The sequence below is a fragment of the Bradyrhizobium sp. 147 genome, assembly GCF_023073935.1.
Lineage (GTDB): Bacteria > Pseudomonadota > Alphaproteobacteria > Rhizobiales > Xanthobacteraceae > Bradyrhizobium.
In genome coordinates, this window is the sequence record NZ_JADPKL010000087.1 from 97714 (window position 1) to 119665 (window position 21952).

General features: G+C 65.0%; 20 protein-coding genes and 1 pseudogene. 6 read left to right on the forward strand and 15 right to left on the reverse strand.

All coding sequences use genetic code 11. The annotated features are described in order from the left end of the window. Nucleotides 1–520 precede the first annotated feature (520 nt). Nucleotides 521–1417: a DMT family transporter gene (locus IVA87_RS20300; RefSeq protein WP_247297152.1), complete on the forward strand. Its 897-nt coding sequence runs from the start codon at nt 521–523 to the stop codon at nt 1415–1417. 1 nt (nt 1418) lies between these two features. Here the strand turns inward: IVA87_RS20300 and IVA87_RS20305 are convergent, their stop codons facing one another. The 3 genes from IVA87_RS20305 to IVA87_RS20315 form a co-directional block, all read right to left on the reverse strand. Then, nucleotides 1419–3674, reverse strand: coding sequence for a CHASE3 domain-containing protein (locus IVA87_RS20305; protein ID WP_247334718.1), 2256 nt, complete (start codon nt 3672–3674; stop codon nt 1419–1421). Then, complete coding sequence (locus tag IVA87_RS20310) at nt 3671–4093, reverse strand: response regulator (protein WP_247297150.1); 423 nt, start codon at nt 4091–4093, stop codon at nt 3671–3673. Before IVA87_RS20310 ends, IVA87_RS20305 begins: the two co-directional genes overlap by 4 nt. 226 nt (nt 4094–4319) lie before the next feature. After that, nucleotides 4320–4985 carry a BA14K family protein gene (locus tag IVA87_RS20315; protein ID WP_247297149.1) on the reverse strand — a complete coding sequence of 222 codons (666 nt, stop codon included), beginning with the start codon at nt 4983–4985 and terminating at the stop codon, nt 4320–4322. 241 nt (nt 4986–5226) lie between these two features. On the opposite strand from IVA87_RS20315, the gene IVA87_RS20320 reads away from it, so the two are divergent. After that, nucleotides 5227–5637 carry an NADH:ubiquinone oxidoreductase subunit NDUFA12 gene (locus IVA87_RS20320; RefSeq protein ID WP_247277255.1) on the forward strand — a complete coding sequence of 137 codons (411 nt, stop codon included), beginning with the start codon at nt 5227–5229 and terminating at the stop codon, nt 5635–5637. 437 nt (nt 5638–6074) lie between these two features. On the opposite strand, the gene IVA87_RS20325 is transcribed toward IVA87_RS20320, so the two are convergent. Further along, complete coding sequence (locus IVA87_RS20325) at nt 6075–6761, reverse strand: DJ-1/PfpI family protein (protein WP_247297142.1); 687 nt, start codon at nt 6759–6761, stop codon at nt 6075–6077. A gap of 91 nt (nt 6762–6852) precedes the next feature. On the opposite strand from IVA87_RS20325, the pseudogene IVA87_RS20330 reads away from it, so the two are divergent. Further along, nucleotides 6853–7790, forward strand: a pseudogene (locus IVA87_RS20330) (GlxA family transcriptional regulator). Nucleotides 7791–8021: 231 nt separating this feature from the next. Here the strand turns inward: IVA87_RS20330 and IVA87_RS20335 are convergent. Then, nucleotides 8022–8759: a hypothetical protein gene (locus tag IVA87_RS20335; protein ID WP_247297141.1), complete on the reverse strand. Its 738-nt coding sequence runs from the start codon at nt 8757–8759 to the stop codon at nt 8022–8024. A 500-nt stretch (nt 8760–9259) separates the two neighbouring features. Between IVA87_RS20335 and IVA87_RS20340 the strand changes: the two genes are divergently transcribed. Both IVA87_RS20340 and IVA87_RS20345 read left to right on the forward strand, forming a co-directional pair. Further along, on the forward strand, nt 9260–9883 hold the full coding sequence (locus IVA87_RS20340; protein ID WP_247297139.1) for an NYN domain-containing protein: 624 nt from the start codon (nt 9260–9262) through the stop codon (nt 9881–9883). A 483-nt stretch (nt 9884–10366) separates the two neighbouring features. Continuing rightward, complete coding sequence (locus IVA87_RS20345) at nt 10367–10504, forward strand: hypothetical protein (protein ID WP_247297138.1); 138 nt, start codon at nt 10367–10369, stop codon at nt 10502–10504. A gap of 602 nt (nt 10505–11106) precedes the next feature. On the opposite strand, the gene IVA87_RS20350 is transcribed toward IVA87_RS20345, so the two are convergent. Both IVA87_RS20350 and IVA87_RS20355 read right to left on the reverse strand, forming a co-directional pair. Continuing rightward, nucleotides 11107–12114, reverse strand: a complete 1008-nt coding sequence (locus IVA87_RS20350; RefSeq protein ID WP_247297136.1) for a Na+-dependent transporter — start codon at nt 12112–12114, stop codon at nt 11107–11109. 11 nt (nt 12115–12125) lie between these two features. Then, the gene (locus tag IVA87_RS20355) at nt 12126–13073 is read right to left on the reverse strand and encodes an alpha/beta hydrolase (protein WP_247297134.1); all 948 of its coding nucleotides are present in this window, start codon (nt 13071–13073) and stop codon (nt 12126–12128) included. 208 nt (nt 13074–13281) lie between these two features. On the opposite strand from IVA87_RS20355, the gene IVA87_RS20360 reads away from it, so the two are divergent. Next, complete coding sequence (locus IVA87_RS20360; protein WP_247334721.1) at nt 13282–14301, forward strand: DUF2155 domain-containing protein; 1020 nt, start codon at nt 13282–13284, stop codon at nt 14299–14301. A 9-nt stretch (nt 14302–14310) separates the two neighbouring features. Here the strand turns inward: IVA87_RS20360 and aat are convergent, their stop codons facing one another. From aat to IVA87_RS20400, 8 genes are all read right to left on the reverse strand, one after another. Beyond that, nucleotides 14311–14991, reverse strand: a complete 681-nt coding sequence (gene aat / locus IVA87_RS20365; RefSeq protein WP_247277247.1) for a leucyl/phenylalanyl-tRNA--protein transferase — start codon at nt 14989–14991, stop codon at nt 14311–14313. Nucleotides 14992–15052: 61 nt separating this feature from the next. After that, nucleotides 15053–16156, reverse strand: coding sequence for a histidine kinase dimerization/phosphoacceptor domain -containing protein (locus IVA87_RS20370; RefSeq protein ID WP_247297130.1), 1104 nt, complete (start codon nt 16154–16156; stop codon nt 15053–15055). Then, nucleotides 16153–16593: a response regulator gene (locus IVA87_RS20375; RefSeq protein WP_247297127.1), complete on the reverse strand. Its 441-nt coding sequence runs from the start codon at nt 16591–16593 to the stop codon at nt 16153–16155. The genes IVA87_RS20370 and IVA87_RS20375 overlap by 4 nt, the downstream gene beginning before the upstream one ends. After that, the gene (locus IVA87_RS20380) at nt 16590–18107 is read right to left on the reverse strand and encodes an ATP-binding protein (RefSeq protein ID WP_247334872.1); all 1518 of its coding nucleotides are present in this window, start codon (nt 18105–18107) and stop codon (nt 16590–16592) included. The genes IVA87_RS20375 and IVA87_RS20380 overlap by 4 nt, the downstream gene beginning before the upstream one ends. 98 nt (nt 18108–18205) lie before the next feature. Beyond that, entirely contained in the window at nt 18206–19564 is a 1359-nt protein-coding gene (accC, locus tag IVA87_RS20385) for an acetyl-CoA carboxylase biotin carboxylase subunit (RefSeq protein WP_247277244.1), read from the reverse strand. Between the two features lie 82 nt (nt 19565–19646). Next, entirely contained in the window at nt 19647–20135 is a 489-nt protein-coding gene (accB, locus tag IVA87_RS20390) for an acetyl-CoA carboxylase biotin carboxyl carrier protein (RefSeq protein ID WP_247297126.1), read from the reverse strand. Nucleotides 20136–20171: 36 nt separating this feature from the next. After that, a complete protein-coding gene (aroQ, locus tag IVA87_RS20395) occupies nt 20172–20639 on the reverse strand; it encodes a type II 3-dehydroquinate dehydratase (protein WP_232956704.1) in 468 nt (155 codons plus the stop codon). A gap of 225 nt (nt 20640–20864) precedes the next feature. Continuing rightward, entirely contained in the window at nt 20865–21770 is a 906-nt protein-coding gene (locus IVA87_RS20400; RefSeq protein ID WP_247297124.1) for a DUF1236 domain-containing protein, read from the reverse strand. Nucleotides 21771–21952 lie beyond the last annotated feature (182 nt).

A 21952-nucleotide genomic window follows, 5' to 3' on the forward strand; every position in this document is an offset into this window, starting at 1 on the left:
CTCAACCGTCGCCATGCGAGCCTGTTGCCGGCCCGTTCTGGCGTCCGAAACGTCCTCCATCAAAGGGCAGACAAGCCCTCATCCGCTGCCTTTGGCTGGCGGGCGGAGTGTCGATTTGCGAGACCCTTTGGGGGAGTGCCGGCGGGACGCAAACTCACTCGCGCCGAACGGACCGAAAGCTAGGACTCTCCGTTGCGCCCGTCAAGAACTAGTGCGAGTTCCTGAATCAAATACTAAATATGGTGGATTGTGGGGGATAACAGGGGTTTCGGCCGCGCCTGTTGTGGAGCCAAGTATCAGTGAGTCCTCAGGGATTCCCAACCGAAAAAATTTGCATGGTGCACTGTTTGCAACCCTTCATCCCGCTGTTCACAGGGCAGGTATATTTTTGGCCGATGGGATTGCGTCAGCGGGACTCACGTAGCCCTACGGAAGGTGAGGGCAGGCATGCCCGCCGAGGTGGTGGTTTGCGCAGCGAATCCGCGCCAAGCTGACCTTCGATTTTGCCGGACCAACCCCCATGCACGATTCGACCCGCCGGGATGCGCGGCCGCGCATCGCCCCGGCCGGCCTCATGTTCCTCGCGATCACCTCGATCGGTTGGGGCTTCAACTGGCCGGTGACGAAATTCCTGCTCGCCGAGCTGCCGCCGCTGACGCTGCGCGGGGTCACCGGCGTGCTCGGCGCGGTGCTGCTGGCGCTGCTCGCGGTCGTGCGACGGCAGAGCCTGCGGGTCGAGGGCGCGGTCTGGCCGCGCTTACTGACCGCCGCGGTGCTCAATGTCACCGGCTGGATGGTGCTGATGGGCCTGGCGCTGCTCTGGCTGCCGGCGAGCGAGGCGGCGCTGATCGCCTACACCATGCCGGTCTGGGCCTCGATCATCGCCTGGCCGGTGCTGGGGGAGCGGCCGACCCTCTTGCGCACGCTGGGGCTGGCCATGGCCTTTGCCGGCCTTGCCTCGATCATGGGCGGCAACGGCATTGCCGCCAGCGCGGAAAAGCTGCCGGGCATCATCATGGCGCTGTGCGGCGCGTTCGGCTTTGCCGTCGGCACGGTGTTCTCGAAAAAGTACCCGATCCGCCTGCCGCCGATCACGGCGGCGGCCTGGCAGATCGGAATCGGCTGCCTGCCGATCTCGATCATCGGCCTCCTGGTCGAGACCACGCATCTGTCGCGGGTGACGCCGCTCGGCTGGTGGCTCTTGGTCTATTCGACCGTGGTGCAGTTCTGCATCGCCTATGTCAGCTGGTTCGCCGCGCTCGCGCGCCTGCCGGCCTCGGTCGCCGCGATCGGCACCATGGCCGTGCCGGTCATCGGCGTCGTCGCCTCGGCGATCGCGCTCGGCGAGCCGCTCGGCGCGGGCCAGATCGCCGCGCTGATCTTCACGCTGGCTGCCGTGGTGCTGGCGACGCGTTAATTTAGGTTGCCGGCATCCCGCCGCCGAGCGCCTTCCGGATCATCGCGGCGAGCTGGTTGCGGCGGTAGGGTTTCGTCAGCAGCAACACGCCGTCGTCGAGCTTGCCGTGGTGGACGATGGCGTTGTCGGTATAGCCGGAGGTGTAGAGCACCTTCAGGCCGGGCCGGCGCCTGGCCACCTCCTCGGCGAGCTCGCGGCCGCTCATGCCGCCGGGAATGACGACGTCGGTGAAGAGCAGATCGAACGGCTGGCCGGCCTCGATCAATTGCAGCGCGGCCCGGCTGTCGGCCGCGGCCACCGTCTTGTAGCCGAGGCTCTGCAGCTGCGCAGTGACGAAGTTGCGCACCAAGGTGTCGTCCTCGACCACGAAGATGGTCTCGGCGCCGCCTTGGGCCTGCGGCGCGACGGGAGTGGCCACGTCCACCGTGCCTTCGCCCGGCGGCAGATAGAGCTTGATCGTGGTGCCGTAGCCTTCCTCGCTGTAGATTTTGATGTGGCCGCCAGACTGCTTGACGAAGCCGTAGACCATGGAGAGGCCGAGGCCCGAGCCCTTGCCGACTTCCTTGGTGGTGAAGAACGGCTCGAACGCCTTCTGCTGGACCTCGGCCGGCATGCCGGTGCCGGTGTCGCTGACGGCGAGCATCACGTAAGGGCCGGGCCGGACGTCCGGATTGTTCTGCGCATAGGCCTCGTCGAGCTCGACCCGGTGGGCCTCGAACAGCAACTTGCCGCCGTTCGGCATGGCGTCACGAGCGTTGATCGCCATGTTGAGCACGGCATTGGTGAGCCGGGACGGATCGATATGCGCCGTCATCGGCCCCTGTTCCAGCACGGTCTCGATCTGGATCTGCTCGCCGAGAGTGGGGCGCAGGAGCTTTGCGATGTCCGCGACCGCGGCGCTGATCTCGACGTTGCGCGGCTGCAGCGGCTGCCTGCGCGCGAACGCCAGTAGATGCTGGATCAGGTCGGCGCAGCGCTCGGCGGCATCGTCGATCAGCCGCGCCGTGCGCTGGAGCTCGGGCTGGTCCTTCAGGCTCGCCACCAGCGTCTCCGTGTTGCCGGAGATCACGGTCAGCATGTTGTTGAAGTCGTGCGCGACGCCGCCGGTCAGCTTGCCGATGGCATCCAGCTTCTGCGACTGATAGAGTTGGCGCTCTGTCTCGCGCGAGGTGGTGGCGTCGTGATAAACCAGTACAGCGCCGGAGATATTACCTTGCCCATCCCGCATCGGCCGGCCGCTGATCATGAGATGGCGGGGAGAATTGTCGCCGTGCGGGCGGACGATCATCTCCAGCTCTTCGAACTGCTCGCCGCGCAGCACGCGCGTCGACGGCAGCTCGTCGGCCTTCAGCGGCGTGACGCCGTCGCCGTGAAACACATCCGACAGCGCGCGCAGATTGCGCAAATTCATGCCGGCGCGATGCAACAACATGCGCTCGGCGGCCGGATTGGATAGCAGGACGGTGCCCTCGGCATCGATGACCAGAACCGCCTCCGCCATGCTGCGAAACGTGCTCTGGAGCACGTTGACCGACAGGCGCAGCTCGTCGTGGGCTGCGACCAGATGCTCGGTGCGCTCGGCCACCGCTGCCTCGAGCGCCTCCTTGGCGGCCGTGGTCTCGGTCAGCGTGCTCTGGAGCGCGACCGTGGTCCGCCGGCTCTCGCGCATCACCAGCCCGACAAGGAGCAGGATCAGCACGGCGCCCGCAACGTCGATGCCGAGCAGCACGATGCCGGTGCGGCGCGAATCCTGGGAGCGCGCGGTGAGCAAGCGTTCTTCCTCGGCGCTCAGATGGTCGAGATTGCGCATCACCGTGTCCATGAGGCCGCGGCCCTCGGCCTTGCCGTTAAGCGCGGCAATGCCGGACTGGTCGTTCTCAGTGCGCAGGCGCATCGCCGCGGCGGCGATCTCGATCCGGCGCAGTGCCAGCGGCTCCGTGCCCTCCAGCAGCGCGACCTGATCGGGATGGTCGCGCACGTCGCGCTTGAGCTCGGCGAGGGCCGGCCCGATCCGGGCGCGGACTGCCTGGAACTCATCGCTGAAACCCGCGCTGCGATAGAGCTCGTAGCCGCGCGCGGCGCTCTCGGCACGGCGCAGCAGCACGCGCAGGTCGGAGATCTTCTTCTGCACCTGGACGGCTTGGTTGACCCAAGCCGCATCGGACCGCGACTTGAAGTCGAGGGCGATCGAGGCTGCGGTGATGATCAGGAGGATGGCAAGTCCAGCACCGAGAATGACGCGCTGCGTTGGAATCAAGGGGCTTCTTTCTTGTCCTTCGGCTGTGCGCTCTCGGCGGCACCGGCGAGGCATTCCCGGATCGTGGTCAGCAGCGCGTCCGGGGTGAACGGCTTGCGCAGGCAGCGGGTCGCGCCGAGCTCCAGCGCCATGCGGAGAAAGTCGGGGGAAGGCGAGGCGGACGAGGCGAAGGCGTAGCCGGACATCGCGATCAGCGGCGTAGCCGGCGCGCGCTCGTGAAAGATGCGGATGGACTCGAAGCCGCGCATGTGCGGCATGAAGATGTCGACCAGCATCACGTCGAAAGCCTGAGTTTCGAGCGCAGCCAATCCCGCTTCTCCGCCGTCAGTCAGCGTGACGTCGAAGCCCTGACGTTGGAGGAGGACTTCGATGGTCGCACCGACCATCGGATCGTCATCAACCACGAGAATACGCGGCATGACACTTCCCAGCAATCGAGGTCCCCACTGTGATGGTGATATCCGCGAATCGTAGGTCGGGTCAATTTTGGATTGGATGGCAAGGGGTATGCACGGCGCGGTGAATAAAGGTCCCTTTGAATGAAGCGTGGTCCGAAATAGGCGCGCAGCAAGTGAAGCGCACGACCAATACGAGAAAAGCGCCGCATCGCTGCGACGCCTTTTGCTTCAAATGCCACAGATCGGCTTACGGGCAAGGATGCCGCCGGCCGTCATAGCCGAGATACGTACCCGATGCCGGGTCGTACGACTTGTAGCGCTGTGCGCAATAAGTGGACGAGTCGCCGCCGCCGTCCGGCACCACGGCCACTGTTGGCTCATCATAATAGCTGTCGTAGTAATAGGGGTCGTCGTAATAGCCATAGCCGCCGCCGTAATAGGCGTACGAGCCGAGGCCGCCGATCGCCGCACCTGCCGCGAAGCCGGGCCAGAAGCCGCCGTGCCTATGATGCCAGTGGCGACCGCTCCAGTTGCCCCCGCCCTGCCAGTTGCCCGCGGTTGCGACACTGCGGCTGCCGCTGAAGGACGGCGACATCGCGGGGCGGCTCACCGTGCCGGCCGCGAAACTGCCACCGCTTGGACGCATCGCGGTGCCGGCCGCGAAACCGCCGCCGCTTGGTCGCATCGCTGCGCCGGCCCCGAAATTGCCGCCACCGCCCTGGAACGCGGCGCCGCCACCGCCCATGCGCGCACCGCCTCCGCCGAAATGAGCACCGCCGCCACCGCCGCCACCGCCGACATGGGCGCCGCCCGCTCCGACCACGGCGGCACGACTCTGCGCGAAGCTCGGGCTCGCCAAGGGAAGAACCAACGCCATCGCCGCGGCAGCACTCAGGTATTTCAGACTGTTCATGGTCAAACTCCTTTCCCGGAAGCAAACCCTATGAAAGCGTTGGGGTTCCTGGGATCACGCCGGTTTGCGTGCGAAAGAGAGCTTCAGCCGCTGCCGCTGTACCCGGGATGAATGGATCGCGGCCGCTTTGCGGCAGATCTTGCTCGGTAGCCGGATCTGCGGAGGCACCGACGGACCCTCCGAACTGGACATTTTGCCGTTCGGATGGCATCAGGACCCGAGTAAGCAGGGCCCTTGCCGCATGAAACAATTCTTTCTCAAGTTCTTCACCTGGTGGAATGGCCAGACGTTTGGCACCCAGCTCTGGACCAAACGGTACGGCGAGCTGGTCGGCCAGGACGAGCAGGGCAATCTCTATTATCGCACCCGCGGCGGGGCGATCGATCCGACGCTCGGCTTCGAGCGGCGCTGGGTCGTCTATAACGGCTATGCCGAAGCGAGCCGCATTCCGCCGTCGTGGCACGGCTGGATCCATCACGTCGTCGATGTGCCGCCGACCGAGACCAACTATCAGCCGCGCGAGTGGGAAAAGCCGCACCAGCCGAATCTCACCGGTACGCCGAAGGCCTACCGTCCTTCGGGCTCGACCCTTGCCAGCGGCCGGCGGCCGAAGGCGACCGGCGACTATCAGCCCTGGACCCCCGCCAACTGAGCGTCTGCCCGGACGCGAATCTTCATCGCGCCACTGGATGCACGCGCATCCGTCTCGTACCGCTGGGGACAACGGGAACAGCGGGGATGCCGCTTGCGCCGGCGTTGCGCTCCCGCCAGCGATGCGGCTCAATGGTCCCATCTTACGGAGATGGGAGACCATCGCGTTCGGTTCGGGCAACAGTTCGCGACTGTCCCGAGATGCAGCGGCCGCCGACCAGGACTCGATCGCGGAGATAGGCCCCCGGTCTGGAAGTTCGAAATCGCCCGATGGAATGTGCAGCCGCCGTAAGACAGGAAAGGCCGCTTGGGAAACCGAGCGGCCTTTTTCTTTGGGGGACCAGCACGAATTTCTTTGGGGGACCAGCACGAAGTGCGCGTGCCCCAGACGCAGCGCAGCGCTACATGTTGGGCGCGTCCGGGACGCGAGAGCGCAGGCTACGCCATCCGCTCAGCTGCGCGCTTCACCGCCTCGAGCCGCCGCGCCTGGTTTTGCGCGCCGCGTTCGCGGAGCAGGGCCAGCACCTCGGCAGGCGCGGTGTCGGGCGAGCCTGAATTGAACGGCGGGGCGGGATTGTATTCCATCTGGAGCTGGATTGCTTCCGCCGTGGTGCGGTCGACCAGGATCGAGACCAGCGTCAGCGCGAAATCAATGCCGGCGGTGACGCCGCCGCCGGTGATGCGGTTGCGGTCGATGCAGACGCGTGTCCTGGTCGGCGTTGCGCCGAACTGGCCGAGCATCTCCATCGCGCTCCAATGGGTGGCGGCGCGGTAGCCCTTCAATAGGCCGGCGGCGCCGAGCGCCAGCGATCCCGTGCAGACCGAGGTGACGTATTTGGCGCCTTCGGCCTGCCAGCGCAGGAAATCGAGCACCTCCTCGTCGTTGAGCAGGTCGTTGGTGCCGCCGCCGCCGGGCACACAGATGACGTCGAGTTGCGGGCAGTCGGCAAAGGTCGTGGTCGGCGTCAGCGTCAGCACGGAATCGCTCGGCACGGGCTCGATCCGCTTCCAGATCAAGTGCAGCTTCGCGCCCGGAAGCATGGCGAACACCTGCAAGGGTCCGGTGAAATCGAGCTGGGTGACGCGCGGAAACACCAGGAGTCCGATCTGGAGCGGTGACGACATGGGAGCCTCCGAGAATGAGCTTGACGCCGGCAGGATCGCATGGTGCCATTCCGTCCGAAATGGCATAATTCCCTCAATTTCGGACATGACTATGATCGGCATCCTGATCTTCCCGGATTTTCAGTTGCTCGACGCGGCAGGCCCGATCTCGGCATTCGAGGTCGCCGCGCGCTGCACCGGCATGGCCCCCGGCATTCGCGTGCTGGCGGCGAAAGCGGGGCTCGTGCGCAGCTCGTCCGGAGTCGAGATGATGGCGCGCGATTTCAAGCCGGCGAATGCGATCACGACCCTGGTCGTGGCCGGCGGCGTGGGCGTCGCGGACGCCGCGCGCTGTGAGGTCACGCGCGCCTTCGTGCAGCGGCTGGCGCGGCGTGGCGTGCGGGTCGCCAGCGTCTGCTCGGGTGCCTATGTGCTGGCCGAAGCCGGCCTGCTCGATGGGCGCCGCGCCACCACTCATTGGGGGCGGACGCGCGATTTCGTCGCGCGATATCCCAAGGTGAAGTTCGAGCCGGACCAGATCTTCACCCGCGACGGCAATGTCTGGACCTCGGCAGGCATCTCCGCGGGCATTGATCTCGCGCTCGCGATGGTCACCGAGGACCACGGCGAGGAGATCGCGCAGCAGACCGCGCGCCAGCTCGTGCTCTATCATCGCCGCAGCGGCGGCCAGTCGCAATTCTCCTCGCTGCTGGAGCTGAAGGCGCCGAACGGCCGCTTCGGCGCGCTGTTGTCCTGGGCGCGCGAAAATCTCGATGCGCCGCTGACGGTGGAGGACCTTGCCGATCGCGCCGGCATGAGCGCGCGACATTTCGCCCGCGCCTTTGCCGCCGAGACCGGCACGACGCCATCCAAAGCAATCGAGCGGTTGCGGCTCGAAGCGGCACGCGAGCGCGTGCAGTCCTCGCGCGAGGCGATCGAGCTCGTCGCCGAAGTGACCGGATTCGGCGACCCCGAGCGAATGCGGCGCGCCTTCATCCGGCCTTCGGCCAGCCGCCTCAGGCGCTGCGGCGCGCGGCACGGGCAGGTTAGGGCGCGCGAGGGCGGGACCTCGCCGTGTGCGGTCCAACGCATTGGCATTTGAAAGGCGGCGGATACCGTGCCTGAGACGTCGGCGCGAGTTCTCGAAGACGTGCGGAATGTTTGCGGCCGTCACGCCGCCGGCGCTGCCGTCGACCTCCTCGAGATTGAGTCACCGATCAGGCGGCGCGGCAGCTTCGCATCCGCCTCCTCCGCCTGGTGTGGCCCCGGGCGCTTCGTTCCTCAACTGCGCAACAGCACCGCTTCGCGCAGCGCACGGCTCGAGCTTAAGACAGAGCCGATTCCCAGGACCATCAGCAGCAAGCCCAGCCAGGTTGCTGTCCAACCCTTTCCTTCATGGCCCGCCTCCGCAGGGGGCATGCCCACCGGAATAGCCGGTGGCACCGAGGCGGCGGCCGCGTCGCGTACCGGCGCGAGGGGCTTCTCCACGTCAATTTGGAACGGCACGGAATGCTCGGACGTGTACTGGCCGGTGGGAAGATCCGTGAAAGGTGCGGCTGGCATCACGGCCGTCGTGCCCGTGCCGACAACGAAGGCGGCATCAGCCACCTTGACTTCGCGTGCAGGCGGCATCGGCTGGACCCCCTCTGCCGGTGCGGAGCGTTGCAACTCCGCACGTGCATCAACCACCGGGCTGCGCCTGAGCCGCGCGGCTTCGTTCTGGTCGGGATTGGCGCCGCGGTTGGCGACGCGACGATGCGCCGGCTTTTGCACCCGCGCGACACCCTCGGCCAGGAACCAGCATTTGCGGTGGCCGTCCCGCCGATAGACCCAGTGTTGGCCGGCGCCGGTCGAGTCGCCGGGCCGCGGCAAGCATTCCGCTTGCACGGGAGGGCTTGCCGCGGGCTCGCGCGAAGCGTTACCGAAAAGGTCGGCAAAAGGGTTGGAAAACGCAGGTGTCGCTGCAAGAGCTCCAACAAGAACCAAACTCGTCAAGCAAAGCCGCAAATAACCGGACATCGAAAACTCCCGGTGTTGCGCCCCCCTACCAGCTCGACCCTTCGCGGCAAGATGGGCCGCGATGCGGCTCAAATTTGGCAGCGCCATGGATTCATTGTGTACCCGCTGGGAGATCCTGGGCCGAATCCAAACCCGCTCCAGCATCTCCCGCTTGCAAAATGCAGTGGCCAGCTCATGTGGTTGAGCCCCTCCTGCCGCCAGGCGGGTGGGGCTCAATAGGTCTGCGGAAATGGCGCACGGAAGCGCATAAGGATTTGATTGCAGCAGTTGCGGGCAGGTCGAGAATACCCGGGCCGCCCAATCCATGCAGATGCGCTGTCTCATCCGAGACGTTTGTTCGTGCTTTTGGATATTGCGAATTAATCTTCGGCTCACAGCAAATCGTTTGAAGGCTAATGATCGCCGGTATAGCATGGGCCTTTAAAGGGGTTGAACGTGCCGCCTTCGTTAATGTGCACTCAGCCCGCGGCATGCCACCTCGTCCCAGAAGTCAAGGCATCATGTCATCTTCCAACCGGATTGCGCTCTTCATCGACGGAGCCAATCTCTATGCCACGGCCAAGACGCTCGGCTTCGACATCGATTACAAGCGCCTGCTGAAGGAATTTCAGAGCCAGGGAACGTTGCTGCGGGCGTTCTATTACACCGCCATCATCGAGGATCAGGAATACTCCTCGATCCGTCCCCTGACCGACTGGCTCGACTACAACGGCTACACTGTCGTCACCAAGGCGATCAAGGAATTCATCGACGCCTCCGGCCGCCGCAAGGTCAAGGGCAACATGGACATCGAACTCGCCGTGGACGCCATGGAGCTCGCCGAGCATATCGACCAGATGGTGCTCTTCTCGGGTGACGGCAACTTCCGCTCCCTGGTCGAGGCCGTCCAGCGCCGCGGCGTGCGGGTCACCGTGGTCTCCACCATTGCCAGCCAGCCGCCGATGATCGCCGACGAGCTGCGCCGCCAGGCCGACGTCTTCACCGACCTCGTCGAGCTACAATCCAAGCTCGGCCGCGACCCGTCTGATCGCCCGGCACCTCGCGAGCGCGAGTTGCGCTATCGCCCGGCACCAGGTCAGACCATCACGGGGCCCAAGGGAAATGATAGCTTGCTCGAGGAGTGAGCTGCGAACGAGACCGTTGGTGGAATGGCCGCTGGTAAGGCTCGGGTGCCGACGCACATGGTCGTTCTTCGAGCTGGGCGCAGAGATGAGCATGGCGAATAAGCCCGGCATTTGCGCCGGGCTAAATCGCCAATAAGATTCAGGTTCTCAGCAACGGATCAATTAGAGAGGAGTTCGCGGGTGGCAGTCGGTTCGGTTTCTGACATTAGGATGCTCGCTCACGAGCTTGCATAGCTGTGTTGCCGCCCAGCTCGCTCCCGCGGGGAGGCGCGATCGGGCGGAGATGCGCAATCGGGGCGCAACACGACCTAGTACCGAAGCATTCGAAATTGATGTGAAGCCAAAAGCGAAAATAGTTCACGCGCGGCACGGTGTCAGAACCAAATTAACTGCGACAAAATAACAAATTTAGTTATGTTCGATAATCGTGATGACTCCACCACAAAATAAAAAAATATGTTGGGGAAAACACGGGAGGTTGGAATGGAAGCTGCCCGCCGCTTTCGCGCAATGGCGTCACTTTGCCGGCAGACTGCCGCGCTTTATCCTGAGAGAAGCTGGAAATTGCTCGCCGAGGCAGAGTACTGGGAGCATCTGGCGACTGCAGCTTTAGCTCACTGAGTTTCGGCCGCGAATATTCACTTCCTTGGTGTTCTTGGTGTTTTCGTCGACTTCTGAGTTCAAATCATATTCTGAGGCAGCAATGTCCAGCACTGGTCAGGTTTATACTTGCGCTGTCCTGCGCGAACGTCTGCAAGCGATCGTGGCGGAGCTTAGAGAAGTGGAGACGCTTCGAAGAAGGCTCCGAAACGTAGAAGCGAGAACAATCGGCCGAAGACGGCGTGCCAAAGTGGGCCGCAGATCAAGAGCCGTTTGAGGACGCTCAGTCACCGCAACATTGAACCCGCATTGGACTCACTCAGGACTTCGACGTGCGGTTACTCGCGCATAATGGAAAGCAGCGAGACGAAAGCGGGACGAAGTTTGGCCTCCGCCCCAGTCTGCCCACTGTTAGGAGCCGTGGCAGACGCTTCGCCGGCGGCCTGCGAATTAAAGGTATAAGCAGGCTATGTGGGATTTAAACAGTTAAACAGTGGCCCGCGTAACTGGCGTTGTAGCCGAATGCTGCACTGAAAGTCTGATTCGGGGTACAGAGGACATTCGCAGCGTGGGCCCCGGTCCAATTACGCGCGGAAGCAGACATCCTGGATTATGCGCACTGCTTAGGTAGCGCTACTTGCCGTTGCTCCGTCGGAAGTATCTGCGCGCGCGGTCAATCGCCGCGCGATCGGCATCAGCATGTACGGCGCAAGATGAATCGGAAACTGCGTCAGCGCGAAATAGAGCCAGGTCGACGCCGGCAGCGCGCCGGCGGTTGCTGCCAGCATCAGGCCTAGATTGCGCTGGGACACCATTAGGCCGATCGCGAAGGCGCGTTCGGTGCCGACGCGACGGAAGATCAGCGTCGTCACGGCAAGCAGGGTGAAGTAGACCATAAACGCGAGCAGCGCGACGGCGATCGTGAAGAGGGGATCGGCGACGAGGTCGGTGGCGACGTCGCCCATCACCGCAGAGGCGAACACCAGCAGGATAATGATGTTGAGGCCGTCGATCGGCCGCTTGTGGCGCTGGATCGTGTCGGTGCCGAACAGGCGACGGATGGTCGTCGCGGCAAGCAGAGAGGCAGCGAGGATGCCGAGCAGCTTGAGGCCGAGCGTCAGCGGCGAGATGCTGAGCATGCCGCCGAGAAAGAGGCTCGCGAACAGGGACGCCGTGAAGGGCACGAGCGCGGTCGAGGTCACCAGCGTGACCAGCACCAAGGTGGCATCAAGGCCCATCAGCGCGGCGAGCGCCGGCGAGGCCATCATCGGCGAGGCCGTGCCCTGGAGCATCAGCGCAAGCGCAAGGCCGGGCGAGCTAGTGGTGAGCCCGGTCACGTAAGCGGCGAGGGCGACGATCAGCGGCACGCCCATCGTGGTCCAGGCGGTGGCAGCTGCGACCAGCGCCGGCCGGCGCAGATGTCCGTACAGCGCCACGAGATCGACGCGCATGAAGGAGATGCAGAGCAGAAGGAAGATCGCCTCGGTGACATAGGGGCGCAGCAGCGCGCCGAGCGGCGGCACGGCGACGGCGATGAACACGATGGCCGCCACCGCGCGGGTGCCTTGGCCGCCGAGCCATGTCAGCCCGCGCAGGGGGAGGGCGAAAAATGATCGAAGAAGAGAGGCCATGCAAACGGCGTTCAGCCCAATGCTTTCAACCACGCGCCGATCTCGCGCGCGGCGACATTGGCCTCTCGCAGCAATTTTCCCATGGTGAAGAAGCCATGGAATTGGCCGGGATAATGCTTGTAAGTGACGGGCACGCCGGCCTGCTTGAGGCGCTCGGCGTACTCGGCGCCTTCGTCGCGCAGGGGATCGGCACCGGCGGTGAGTACGTAGGCCGGCGGCAGGCCGGCAAGGCTCGTCGCGCGCGCCGGCGAGGCGCGCCAGTCATGGATGTCGGCGGCGCCGTTGAGATAGTGGTCGCGGAACCAGCGGATCACCGAATGGGTCAGCAGCACGCTGGTCTCGGGCTCGCTGTGGGAGCCGTGCGTCATGGCGAAATCGGTCGCCGGATAGATCAGCACCTGTCCTGCGAGCGCGGGACCGTTGCCGTGGCGCGCGGCGAGCGCGACGACCGCGGCGAGATTGCCCCCGGCACTGTCGCCGCCGATCGAGAGGCGCGAGGCGTCGATACCGAGCTCGCGCGCATTGGCGGCGACCCATCCGGTCGCGGCGATAGCGTCCTCGGGTGCGGCGGGAAACTTGTGCTCAGGCGCAAGGCGGTAGTCGACCGAGATCACGATTAGCGCGCCCTCGACCGCGAGCTGGCGGCAGACAACGTCGTGGGAGTCGAGATCGCCGATGACCCAGCCGCCGCCATGGAAGAACACGAGCGCCGGCGACAGGCCGTCGTGCCGGCGCGGCTCGTTCGGAACATAGAGGCGCGCCGGGATCACCCCATGCGGCGCCGGGATCGCGAGCTCTGCGACGCGGGCGAGCTCCGGCGGCTCGGGGTTGGTGGCAAAGCGCGCCTGCGAATAATAGGCGCGCGCCTCCGGTGCGGTCAGGGTCTCGTAGGCCGGGCGGCCCGCCTCCTGGAAGGCCTTGTAGACGGCAGCAGCATCGGGATCGAGCACAACGGGCATGGGCAGCGGCCTTCTGGGTTTCCAGTTCTGGTTGGATGTCGTTTCGCACGGCGATGCCCGCCTCCCGGGAAGGGGCTGTCCTCCGACTATCCCATCGGGAGGCCGGTCTGGCCAGTCGGCGCCGGGGGGGGGGCAGGGATACCGCCCTTCCCCCGCCGTATTCGCCGTGTTAACCGGAGGGCCTGCGAGCGGCGGTATTCCCTATAAAGTGTCCAACGAGCCCGATTCGCTGTTGAAGCCGCGCGAGATGTTCAAAACCTTTTCCCTGACAGGCCTTGCGGCACTGCTGGCCGCCACCGTGTTGACGGTTGCGACGCCTGCGCAGGCGCAGATCGGCACGATCTTCTCCGATCCGCCGCCGCTGCGGCCGCCCGGCAACATTCCGCGCGGCCAGCCGCAGCCGCAGCAGATCCCCGAAGACGACGAAGAGGTGCCGGAGCTGCCGCCGCAGGGCCGCGTGCTCCCGTCGCGCCCGATGCCGCCGCCTCCGGGCCGGCAGGGGAACGTGATGCCGGGGCCGGTCGAGACCCAGCCTCTGGCGCCGCCGCCGGGCTCGACCGTGGCTCCGCCGAACCAGCCGCCATCCGCGGCGATCGCCCCGCCCGGTCCGCAAGGCGCCCCGGGTGGGCCCGGTCAGCGCCAGCCGCAGCAGAAGGGCGAAGTCCCGCAGGCGCCGGCGAGCCTCCAGCCGGGCGACGAGGTCGTCACCGAGCCGCCGGCCCAGAAGATCGTGAACAAGAAGGCGACCTTCTCCGGTCTCGACAAGATCACCGGACGCATTATCAATTTCGACGAGGAGATCGGCGAGACCGTCCAGTTCGGCGCGCTGCGGGTCAAGACCGACGCTTGCTATACGCGGCCGGCAACGGAGGCCACCAACACCGACGCTTTCGTCGAGGTCGACGAGATCACCTTGCAAGGCGAGGTGAAGCGCATCTTCTCGGGCTGGATGTATGCCGCAAGCCCCGGCCTGCACGGCGTCGAGCACCCGATCTACGACATCTGGCTCACCGACTGCAAAGAACCGCAGCAGACCATTGCGACCGCCGCGCCGGACCCCGCGGCCAAGCCGGCCCCGCCACCGCCTGCGCAGAAGAAGGCTGTGCCGAAGCAGGCCGTGCAGCAGCGTCCGCCGCAGCCCTTGCCGCCACCTCCGCAACAGCAGCCCGCACCGCCACCGCCGCCGCAGCAGCCTGGCCTGTTCAATTTCCCGGGCTTCAGCCGGTAAACTCAGTGATCATTGCCGCGAGGCGATGATATCGAGCGCGCGTGCGCCCGGGATCGGTTCGCCGGCAGAGAGCCTCAGGAAATCGCCGGGCTCGCCGGCGAGCGCCTTGTCGAGCAGCGCGGTGTAGCGCCGCCGCGAAATCTCGACCGCACCGAAGCTCTTCAAGTGCTCGGTGACATATTGCGTGTCGAGCAGCTCGAAGCCGCCATGGATGAGCCGCGCGACCAGATGCACCAGCGCGACCTTCGAGGCGTCGCGCGCGGTGTGGAACATGCTCTCGCCGAAGAAGGCGCGGCCCAAGCTGACGCCGTAGAGCCCGCCGACAAGGTCGTCGCCCTGCCAAGCCTCGACGCTGTGGCAATGGCCGAGCTCGTACAGGCCGCCATAGAGATCGCGGATGCGCTTGTTGATCCAGGTGTCCTCGCGCCCGGCCTGCGGCGCCGCGCAGCCGGCGATGGTCGCCTTGAACGCGGTGTTGACGGTCACGCGAAACGTATCCGAGCGTACCGTACGCGCGAGGCGCGAGGCGACGCGAAATCCCTCCAGCGGGATCACGCCGCGCAGTTCCGGCTCGACCCAGAACAGGGTCGGATCGTCGGCGCTTTCCGCCATCGGAAAGATGCCGCAGGCATAGGCACGCAACAGCACGGCCGGCGTGATTTCAGACGAGGCAGAGTCGCGAGACGTCATGGCGCGCGACAATAGCAGGATCGCGATGCGGTTGCGATGGGTGACGCAACGCCTCGCGCCGTCAGCCCGCGGCGGCGTGGTTGGTCTTGCCGGGGGCCGTGGGCACGCGGCGGAACCTGAGCACGATGCGGGTCCCGGAATGGGCGGGATCACGCTCCACGGAGGCGTCGAGCTTGGCGGCCATGGCCGCGACGATGCGCTGGCCCATGCCGGTGGAGCGCGGATCCGCCTTGCCATTATCACCGACACCATCGTCCGTAATCGACAGCAGGAGATCGTCGCTTTGCGAGGCCAGCTCGACATGGATCGGGCCGGCGCCATCGGGATAGGCATATTTCACCGCATTCATCACCAGCTCGTTGACGATGATGCCGACGGCGACGGCGCGGTCCGGATCGATCTCGATCGGCTCGGCCTTCAGCGTCAGGCGGGACATGCGGTTGCCTTCGGCTGAGCGCCTGAGATCCTCGAGCAGCGAGTCCAGATACTGGTTCAGAACCACGCTCTTCAGGTCCTGCGAGGTGTAGAGGCGGCGGTGCACCTGCGCGACCGCGGCGACGCGACCCATGGCATTGGTCAGCGCCGCTTTGACCTCGTCCTGCGCGGCGGAGCTCGCCTGAAGATGCAGAAGCGAGGCGATGATCTGGAGGGAGTTGCCGACGCGGTGGTTGACCTCGCGCAGCAGCAGCTCGCGTTCGGCGGCGAGCGCCGCGTAGCGGTCGCGCGAGGCGTGGATCTCGGCTTCGGCTTCCTCGCGCGCCCTCTGCAATTCGGCCTGGCGCAGCGCGCCTTCGGCGGCGACGTGGAGGAGCGGGATGAAATCGCCCTGGACGTCCTTGACCAGATAATCGGCCGCCCCGGCCTTCAGCGCGGTGACCGCGATGCTGGAATCCTGCGACGCCGTGACGAACACGACCGGGGGCGCGTCCGGGATCGCCATGATCTGCTCGAGCGTCTCCAGCCCGTCGAGGCCCGGCATATACTGATCGAGTGCCACCACATCGATGCCGCCCTCGGCGCCCGCGCGGCGGATGCGCTCAAGGCCTTCCTCGCCGCTCGCGGCATGAACGACCCTGTAGCCGCGCCGCGTCAGGCCGCGATCGACCAGGCGCGCCAGCGCGTCGTCGTCGTCGATGTAGAGCAGTGTTGGCGTGTGCTGATTCATGTGGCGGCGGGCGGGACCTGGATGACCGAGAAGAACAGGCCGAGCTGCCGGATAGCATTGGCGAAGTTCTCGTAGTTGACCGGCTTAGTGACGTAGACGTTGCAGCCGAGCTCGTAGCAGCGCTTGATCTCCTGGGTATCATCGGTGGTGGTCAGCACCACCACGGGCGAAGCCTTCAGATATTTATTCTCCTTGATCTGCTTCAGGATGTCGATCCCGGTCATGTCGGGGAGGTTGAGGTCGAGCAGGATCAGGAGCGCATTGCCCTTCTGCACGAGCCCGGTGCCGTCGGCGCCGAACAGATGCCTCATCGCGTCCGTGCCGTTGGCAAAGGAGACGATCTCGTTGTTGACGCCGGACCTTCGGATGTTGCGCTCGATCAGGCGGGCGTGGCCCTCGTCGTCCTCGATCATGATGATGGTAACTGGCTGAGTCATCGATCTGCGTTCCGGTTGCTCATGTTCCAGGCGATCGGCAGCGTGATCGTGAACGTGCTGCCAGCGTTCAGTTCCGATGATACCGACATGGTGCCGCCGAGGCGACGCACAAGTGCACGCACATGTGCAAGACCGATGCCCTGGCCGGGCTTGTCCTGGGTTCCCGCGCGGCGGAACAGGTCGAATATCCGCTGGTGATCCTTCGGATCGATACCGCGGCCGTTGTCGCTGATCTCGAAGATCGCGTAGCCGAGCTTGGTGCGCCCGCGGATTCTGATCTCGCCGGGCACGCCGCTCTTCAGGTATTTGATGGCGTTGTCGATCAGGTTGGAGAAGATCTGCTCGAGCGCGAGGCGGTCGCTGACGAGGTTGGGCAGGGGTTCAACCTGAATCTCGGCCTGTGCCTCGGCGGCCTGGTGCGCCAGCGTCGACACGATGGCTCCGATCAGCTCGCCCGTGTCGATTTTCACCGGCTGGAATTCGCGGCGGCCTTCGCGTGTGAGGTTGAGGATGGCGGAGATCAGCCGATCCATCTTGGCGATCGACGTCTTGATGAAGCCGAGCGCTTCGGAGAAGTCCTCCGAAAGCTGCTTGTCGGCGCCTTCGAGCACGATCTCGCCGGAAGCGGGCGGCGGCCCGTCGGCGGCGACATGGGTGAGACCGCCGATACGGCGGAAAATGTCGCCGCCGAGCTCTTCGAGCTCGCTGGTAAAGCCCATGATGTTGACGAGTGGCGAGCGCAGATCATGGCTGACGATGTAGGCAAAGCGCTGAATCTCGTCATTGGCTTCGCGCAGGTCCGCGGTGCGCTCATCGACGACAGTCTCGAGGTTGGCATAGGCATCGCGCAGGCGGTTCTCGGCCTCGTCGCGGGCCCGCGCCGAACGCCGCACCAGCCAGATTGAGATCATCGCCAGCAGCACGACGAGGCCGGAGCCAATGCCGGTCATCGATGCGGCGAGGGTCTGGCTGCGGTCGGAATTGGCCGTGCGGAGGCGGAACAGCCGTTCCTCTTCCTGAAGCATTCCGGTCGCGATTTCGGCGATCGCGGCCGTGGCGTCGGTAGAGGCGAACTCGCGAACCAGCGCTGTGGCCTTTTCCGGCTGATCCTGGCGGATGAAATCGATTTCCTGCGCCAATTGGCCGAGCCGCGTCTCGATCGCCGAGCTCAGCTTGTCGATGCTTTTGCGTTGTTCCGGATTGTCGCCGATCAGGTGCGTAAGCCTGTCGAGGGCAGGTACGATGGCCGCCACGGCTTTGTCATGGTCGGCTTTGAAATCCGCCCCTCGCGTCAGCAGGTAGGCCCGGGCGGAGCTTTCGGCACGCCGGATTTCCAGCAGGAGGGCGTTAATCTGGTTCTCGGCCTCGATGGTGTGGATGACCCATTTGCTATCATCCCTGGCCTTGTTGACGAGGTAGACGGAGCCGGCGCTGATCACGGTCAGCACCAAAAGGCCCGCCGAGAACAGCAGGATCTGCCAAAATGCGCGCCGTCGCTGCGCCCAAGCCTTCACGACGGTCTTAGGTTCAGCAGAATTCAAAGCGCCCCCTTGGAACTGTCCCCGCGGTCCAGAACGCAATCAGGGCCAAACGGTTCCAGAAACAGGGAGGATTATCTGGGGGTAGGTTCCGCCTTGCCGGCCAGGTACTGTTCCAGCCAGTGGATGTGATAGTCGCCGTTGATAATGTCGTCCTCGCGCACCAGCGCGCGGAACAACGGCAGCGTGGTCTCGATGCCCTCGACAACCATCTCGTCCAGCGCCCGGCGCAGTCGCATCAGGCATTCGGCGCGGGTCTTGCCGTGCACGATCAACTTGCCGACCAGGGAATCGTAATAGGGCGGGATCGTATAGCCTTGGTAGACGGCGGAATCGATGCGGACGCCGAGCCCGCCGGGGGGATGATATTGCAGGATGCGGCCCGGCGAGGGGCGGAAGGTTTGCGGATTTTCGGCGTTGATGCGGCACTCGATCGCGTGGCCGATGACCTGGACCTCGTCCTGCCGCGCCGGCAGATCCCCGCCCGCGGCGATACGAATCTGCTCCAGCACGAGGTCGATGTCGGTGATGCTCTCGGTGACGGGATGCTCGACCTGGATGCGGGTGTTCATCTCGATGAAGTAGAACTCGCCGTCCTCGAACAGGAATTCGATGGTCCCGACGCCGAGATATTTCATCTCGCGCATCGCTTTCGCGCAGGTCTCACCGATCTTGGCGCGCGCGGCCGCGGCAAGTACCGGCGAGGGGCCCTCTTCCCAGACCTTCTGGTGGCGGCGTTGCAGCGAGCAGTCGCGTTCGCCGAGATGAATGGCGCCGCCGCGGCCGTCGCCGAGGATCTGGATCTCGATGTGACGCGGCTTCTGGAGGTATTTTTCGAGGTAGACGGAGGCGTCACCAAAGGCGGACTTGGCTTCGTTGGCCGCGGTCGACAGCGCCACCTGGAGGTCGGTCTCGCTGTGGGCGACCTTCATGCCACGGCCGCCACCACCGGCCGCAGCCTTCACCAGCACGGGAAATCCGATCTTCTTCGCGATCGAAAGCGCATCATCATCGGGACCGACGGCGCCGTCGGAGCCGGGCACCACCGGGATGCCGAGGCGCTTGGCGGTCTTCTTGGCCTCGATCTTGTCGCCCATCAAGCGGATGTGCTCGGCCTTTGGACCGATGAAATGCAGGTTGTGCTCTGCGAGGATTTCCGCAAAGCGCGCGTTCTCGGACAGGAAACCGTAGCCGGGATGCACCGCATCCGCGCCAGTGATCTCGCAGGCCGCGAGCAGTGCGGGCACGTTGAGATAGCTGTCCTTCGAGGGTGGCGGCCCGATGCAAACGCTCTCATCCGACAGGCGCACATGCATGGCGTCGGCGTCGGCGGTGGAGTGCACCGCCACGGTCGCAATCCCGAGCTCCTTGCAAGCCCTGAGGATGCGAAGAGCGATCTCGCCGCGATTGGCTATGAGGATCTTGTCGAACATGTTGTCCTGCAGCGAATGGCGAGTGGCGAATGGCGAGTAGGGAAGGCTGACGCCATTCGCTATTCGCTATTCCCCATTCGCGTCACTCAATGATCACCAGCGGCTCGCCGTATTCGACCGGCTGGCCGTCCTCGACCAGGATCTGTGTCACCGTGCCGGCGCGCGGTGACGGGATCTGGTTCATCGTCTTCATGGCTTCGATGATCAGCAGCGTCTGGCCGACCGAGACCTTGGTGCCGACCTCGATGAACGGCTTGGCGCCGGGCTCCGGCGCCCAATAGGCGGTACCGACCATCGGCGAGGTCACGGCGCCCGGATGTTTCGACAGGTCGGTCGCAGCCGTTGCGGGCGCGGCGCCGGCCGGCTGCAGGGTGGCGGGAGAGGCGGTGACCGGCATCGGCATGGTTGCGGCAACGCTGACATTGCGTGCGACGCGCAGGCGCAGGCCCGCACGTTCGATCTCGATCTCGGTCAGGCTGGTCTCATCGAGCAGCAGGGCAAGCTCGCGGATGAGCGCGGAATCCTCGCTGGAAAACCTTGCGGCTGCTTTGTCGTCTGGCTGGCGCGCCATGTTGTTTGATCCGAATGTCCTGTTGGAAGGGGGGCGTCAGGCTTTGGGCTTGATGCCGAGCTTGGCGGCAAGGCCCTGGATGGCGAGGCGGTAGCCTTCGATGCCGAAACCGCAGAGCGAGGCGAAGGCCGCGCGCGCGGTGTAGGAGTGATGACGGAAGCTCTCGCGGGCGTGGATGTTGGTCACGTGCACTTCGACCGTGGGAATCTGCACCGCGAGCAGTGCGTCATGGAGCGCGATCGAGGTGTGGGAGTAGCCGCCGGCATTGATGATGATGCCCTTCATCTTGCGCGCATGCGCCTCGTGGATGAAATCGATCAACTCGCCTTCGCGGTTGGACTGCCGGCAGTCGGCTTTGAGGCCGAAGCTCGCCGCGGTCTCTCGGCACAGCGCCTCGACGTCAGCCAGCGTCGCGTGGCCATACTTTTCGGGCTCGCGCGTCCCCAGCATGTTGAGGTTCGGCCCGTTCAGGACGAGGATCGTGTCGGTTGCAGGTTCGGCCATTCCAATCCCGGCAGAGGTGCTTCGGCGTGGCGGGGTTATAGGTAACAAAGCGGGCGAGGGGAAGAGTTGAAGGCCTCCCGGGTAGCTTCAAGGACCTCATCCAGTGCGCAAAAACCTGTGCGGAAGCTGCGGAAATTGCTTGTTAACCAGTCCAAAGCATGGCTGCCGGCCGAACGCAAAGGGGCGGGCATCGCTGCCCGCCCCTGAGGTTGCCGTCATCCGGACTTAGGCGTTCAGGACCGCCACGATCTCGTAGGTGTCCGGATTGATGATCACGATCTCATCGCGAACCAGGACGTACTTATAGGTCCGCCACTCCGGATAGATCGTCACGACCCGCGACGGCAGGGGGTGCAGCGTGATGCCCTCGCGCGGAATGCGGGTGCCGACCGACACCTGGAAGTTCACATTCGTCACGGGGGCGACACGCTCCTCGCGGATCACCGACGTGATCTGAGTCCGCTGCTCGGTCGAGAGCTTCGCAGCGGCGCCTGCCTGGCCGACGGTGGTCGAGGTCGAGCTCTGGCCCTGCGCGTTCTGGGTCGAGCTGGTGCCGGCCTGGCCCTGCGCGTTCTGGCTGCTGCTGGTACCAGTCTGACCCTGGGCATTCTGATTGGTGCTCGTGCCGGTGCCCGGACGGTTCTGGGCATTGTTGGTCGAGGTGCCGCTCTTGCTGCCCTCAGCCTTCATGTCCTTCTGGTCCTTGCTGCCGGATTTCGTCGTGTCCTGGGTCATGCTCTTGGACTTGTCCTGCTGGGACTTGTCCATCTGGCCCTGCGCGCGTTCGTCGGTGCGCTGGCCCTTGGTCGCGCCAGACTTATCCTCGGCCGCATTCTTGTTCATCGCGCCGCCGGAGTGCTCGTCCTTCATCGCGCCGGAGGACTTGTCCTCGGAGCCTCGATCGGACTTCATGCTGGAGCCGCCGGCCTGGCCGACAGTTCCCTTCTCGGCGCTAGAGGACTCCTTGCCCATGGAGCCGCGCTCAGCGGCGCCGCCCGAGGACTGCGAGTGCTGCATCTGCTGCGAGCCACCAGCGCCGCTATCGCGGCCCGTGGTGTTTTGTGCGTTCGCCAGACCGGTGCCCGCGACGAGTGCGAGTGCGGCAACCGAGATCATAAAGCGGTTCAACATCGAAATTCTCCTCACGTGTTCCTTACGTCATTGCCCGCGCCGACAACGAAAGGAGATTTGAGTTGTTCCGGAACTTCGCCTGTTCCGCGGCATTTGTTTCTTGAATAACCAGATGAATGACCTTGCACGAAGGCGCCACCGTTCGGCGCACGAAAAAGGCCGGCTTTTCAGCCGGCCTTTTT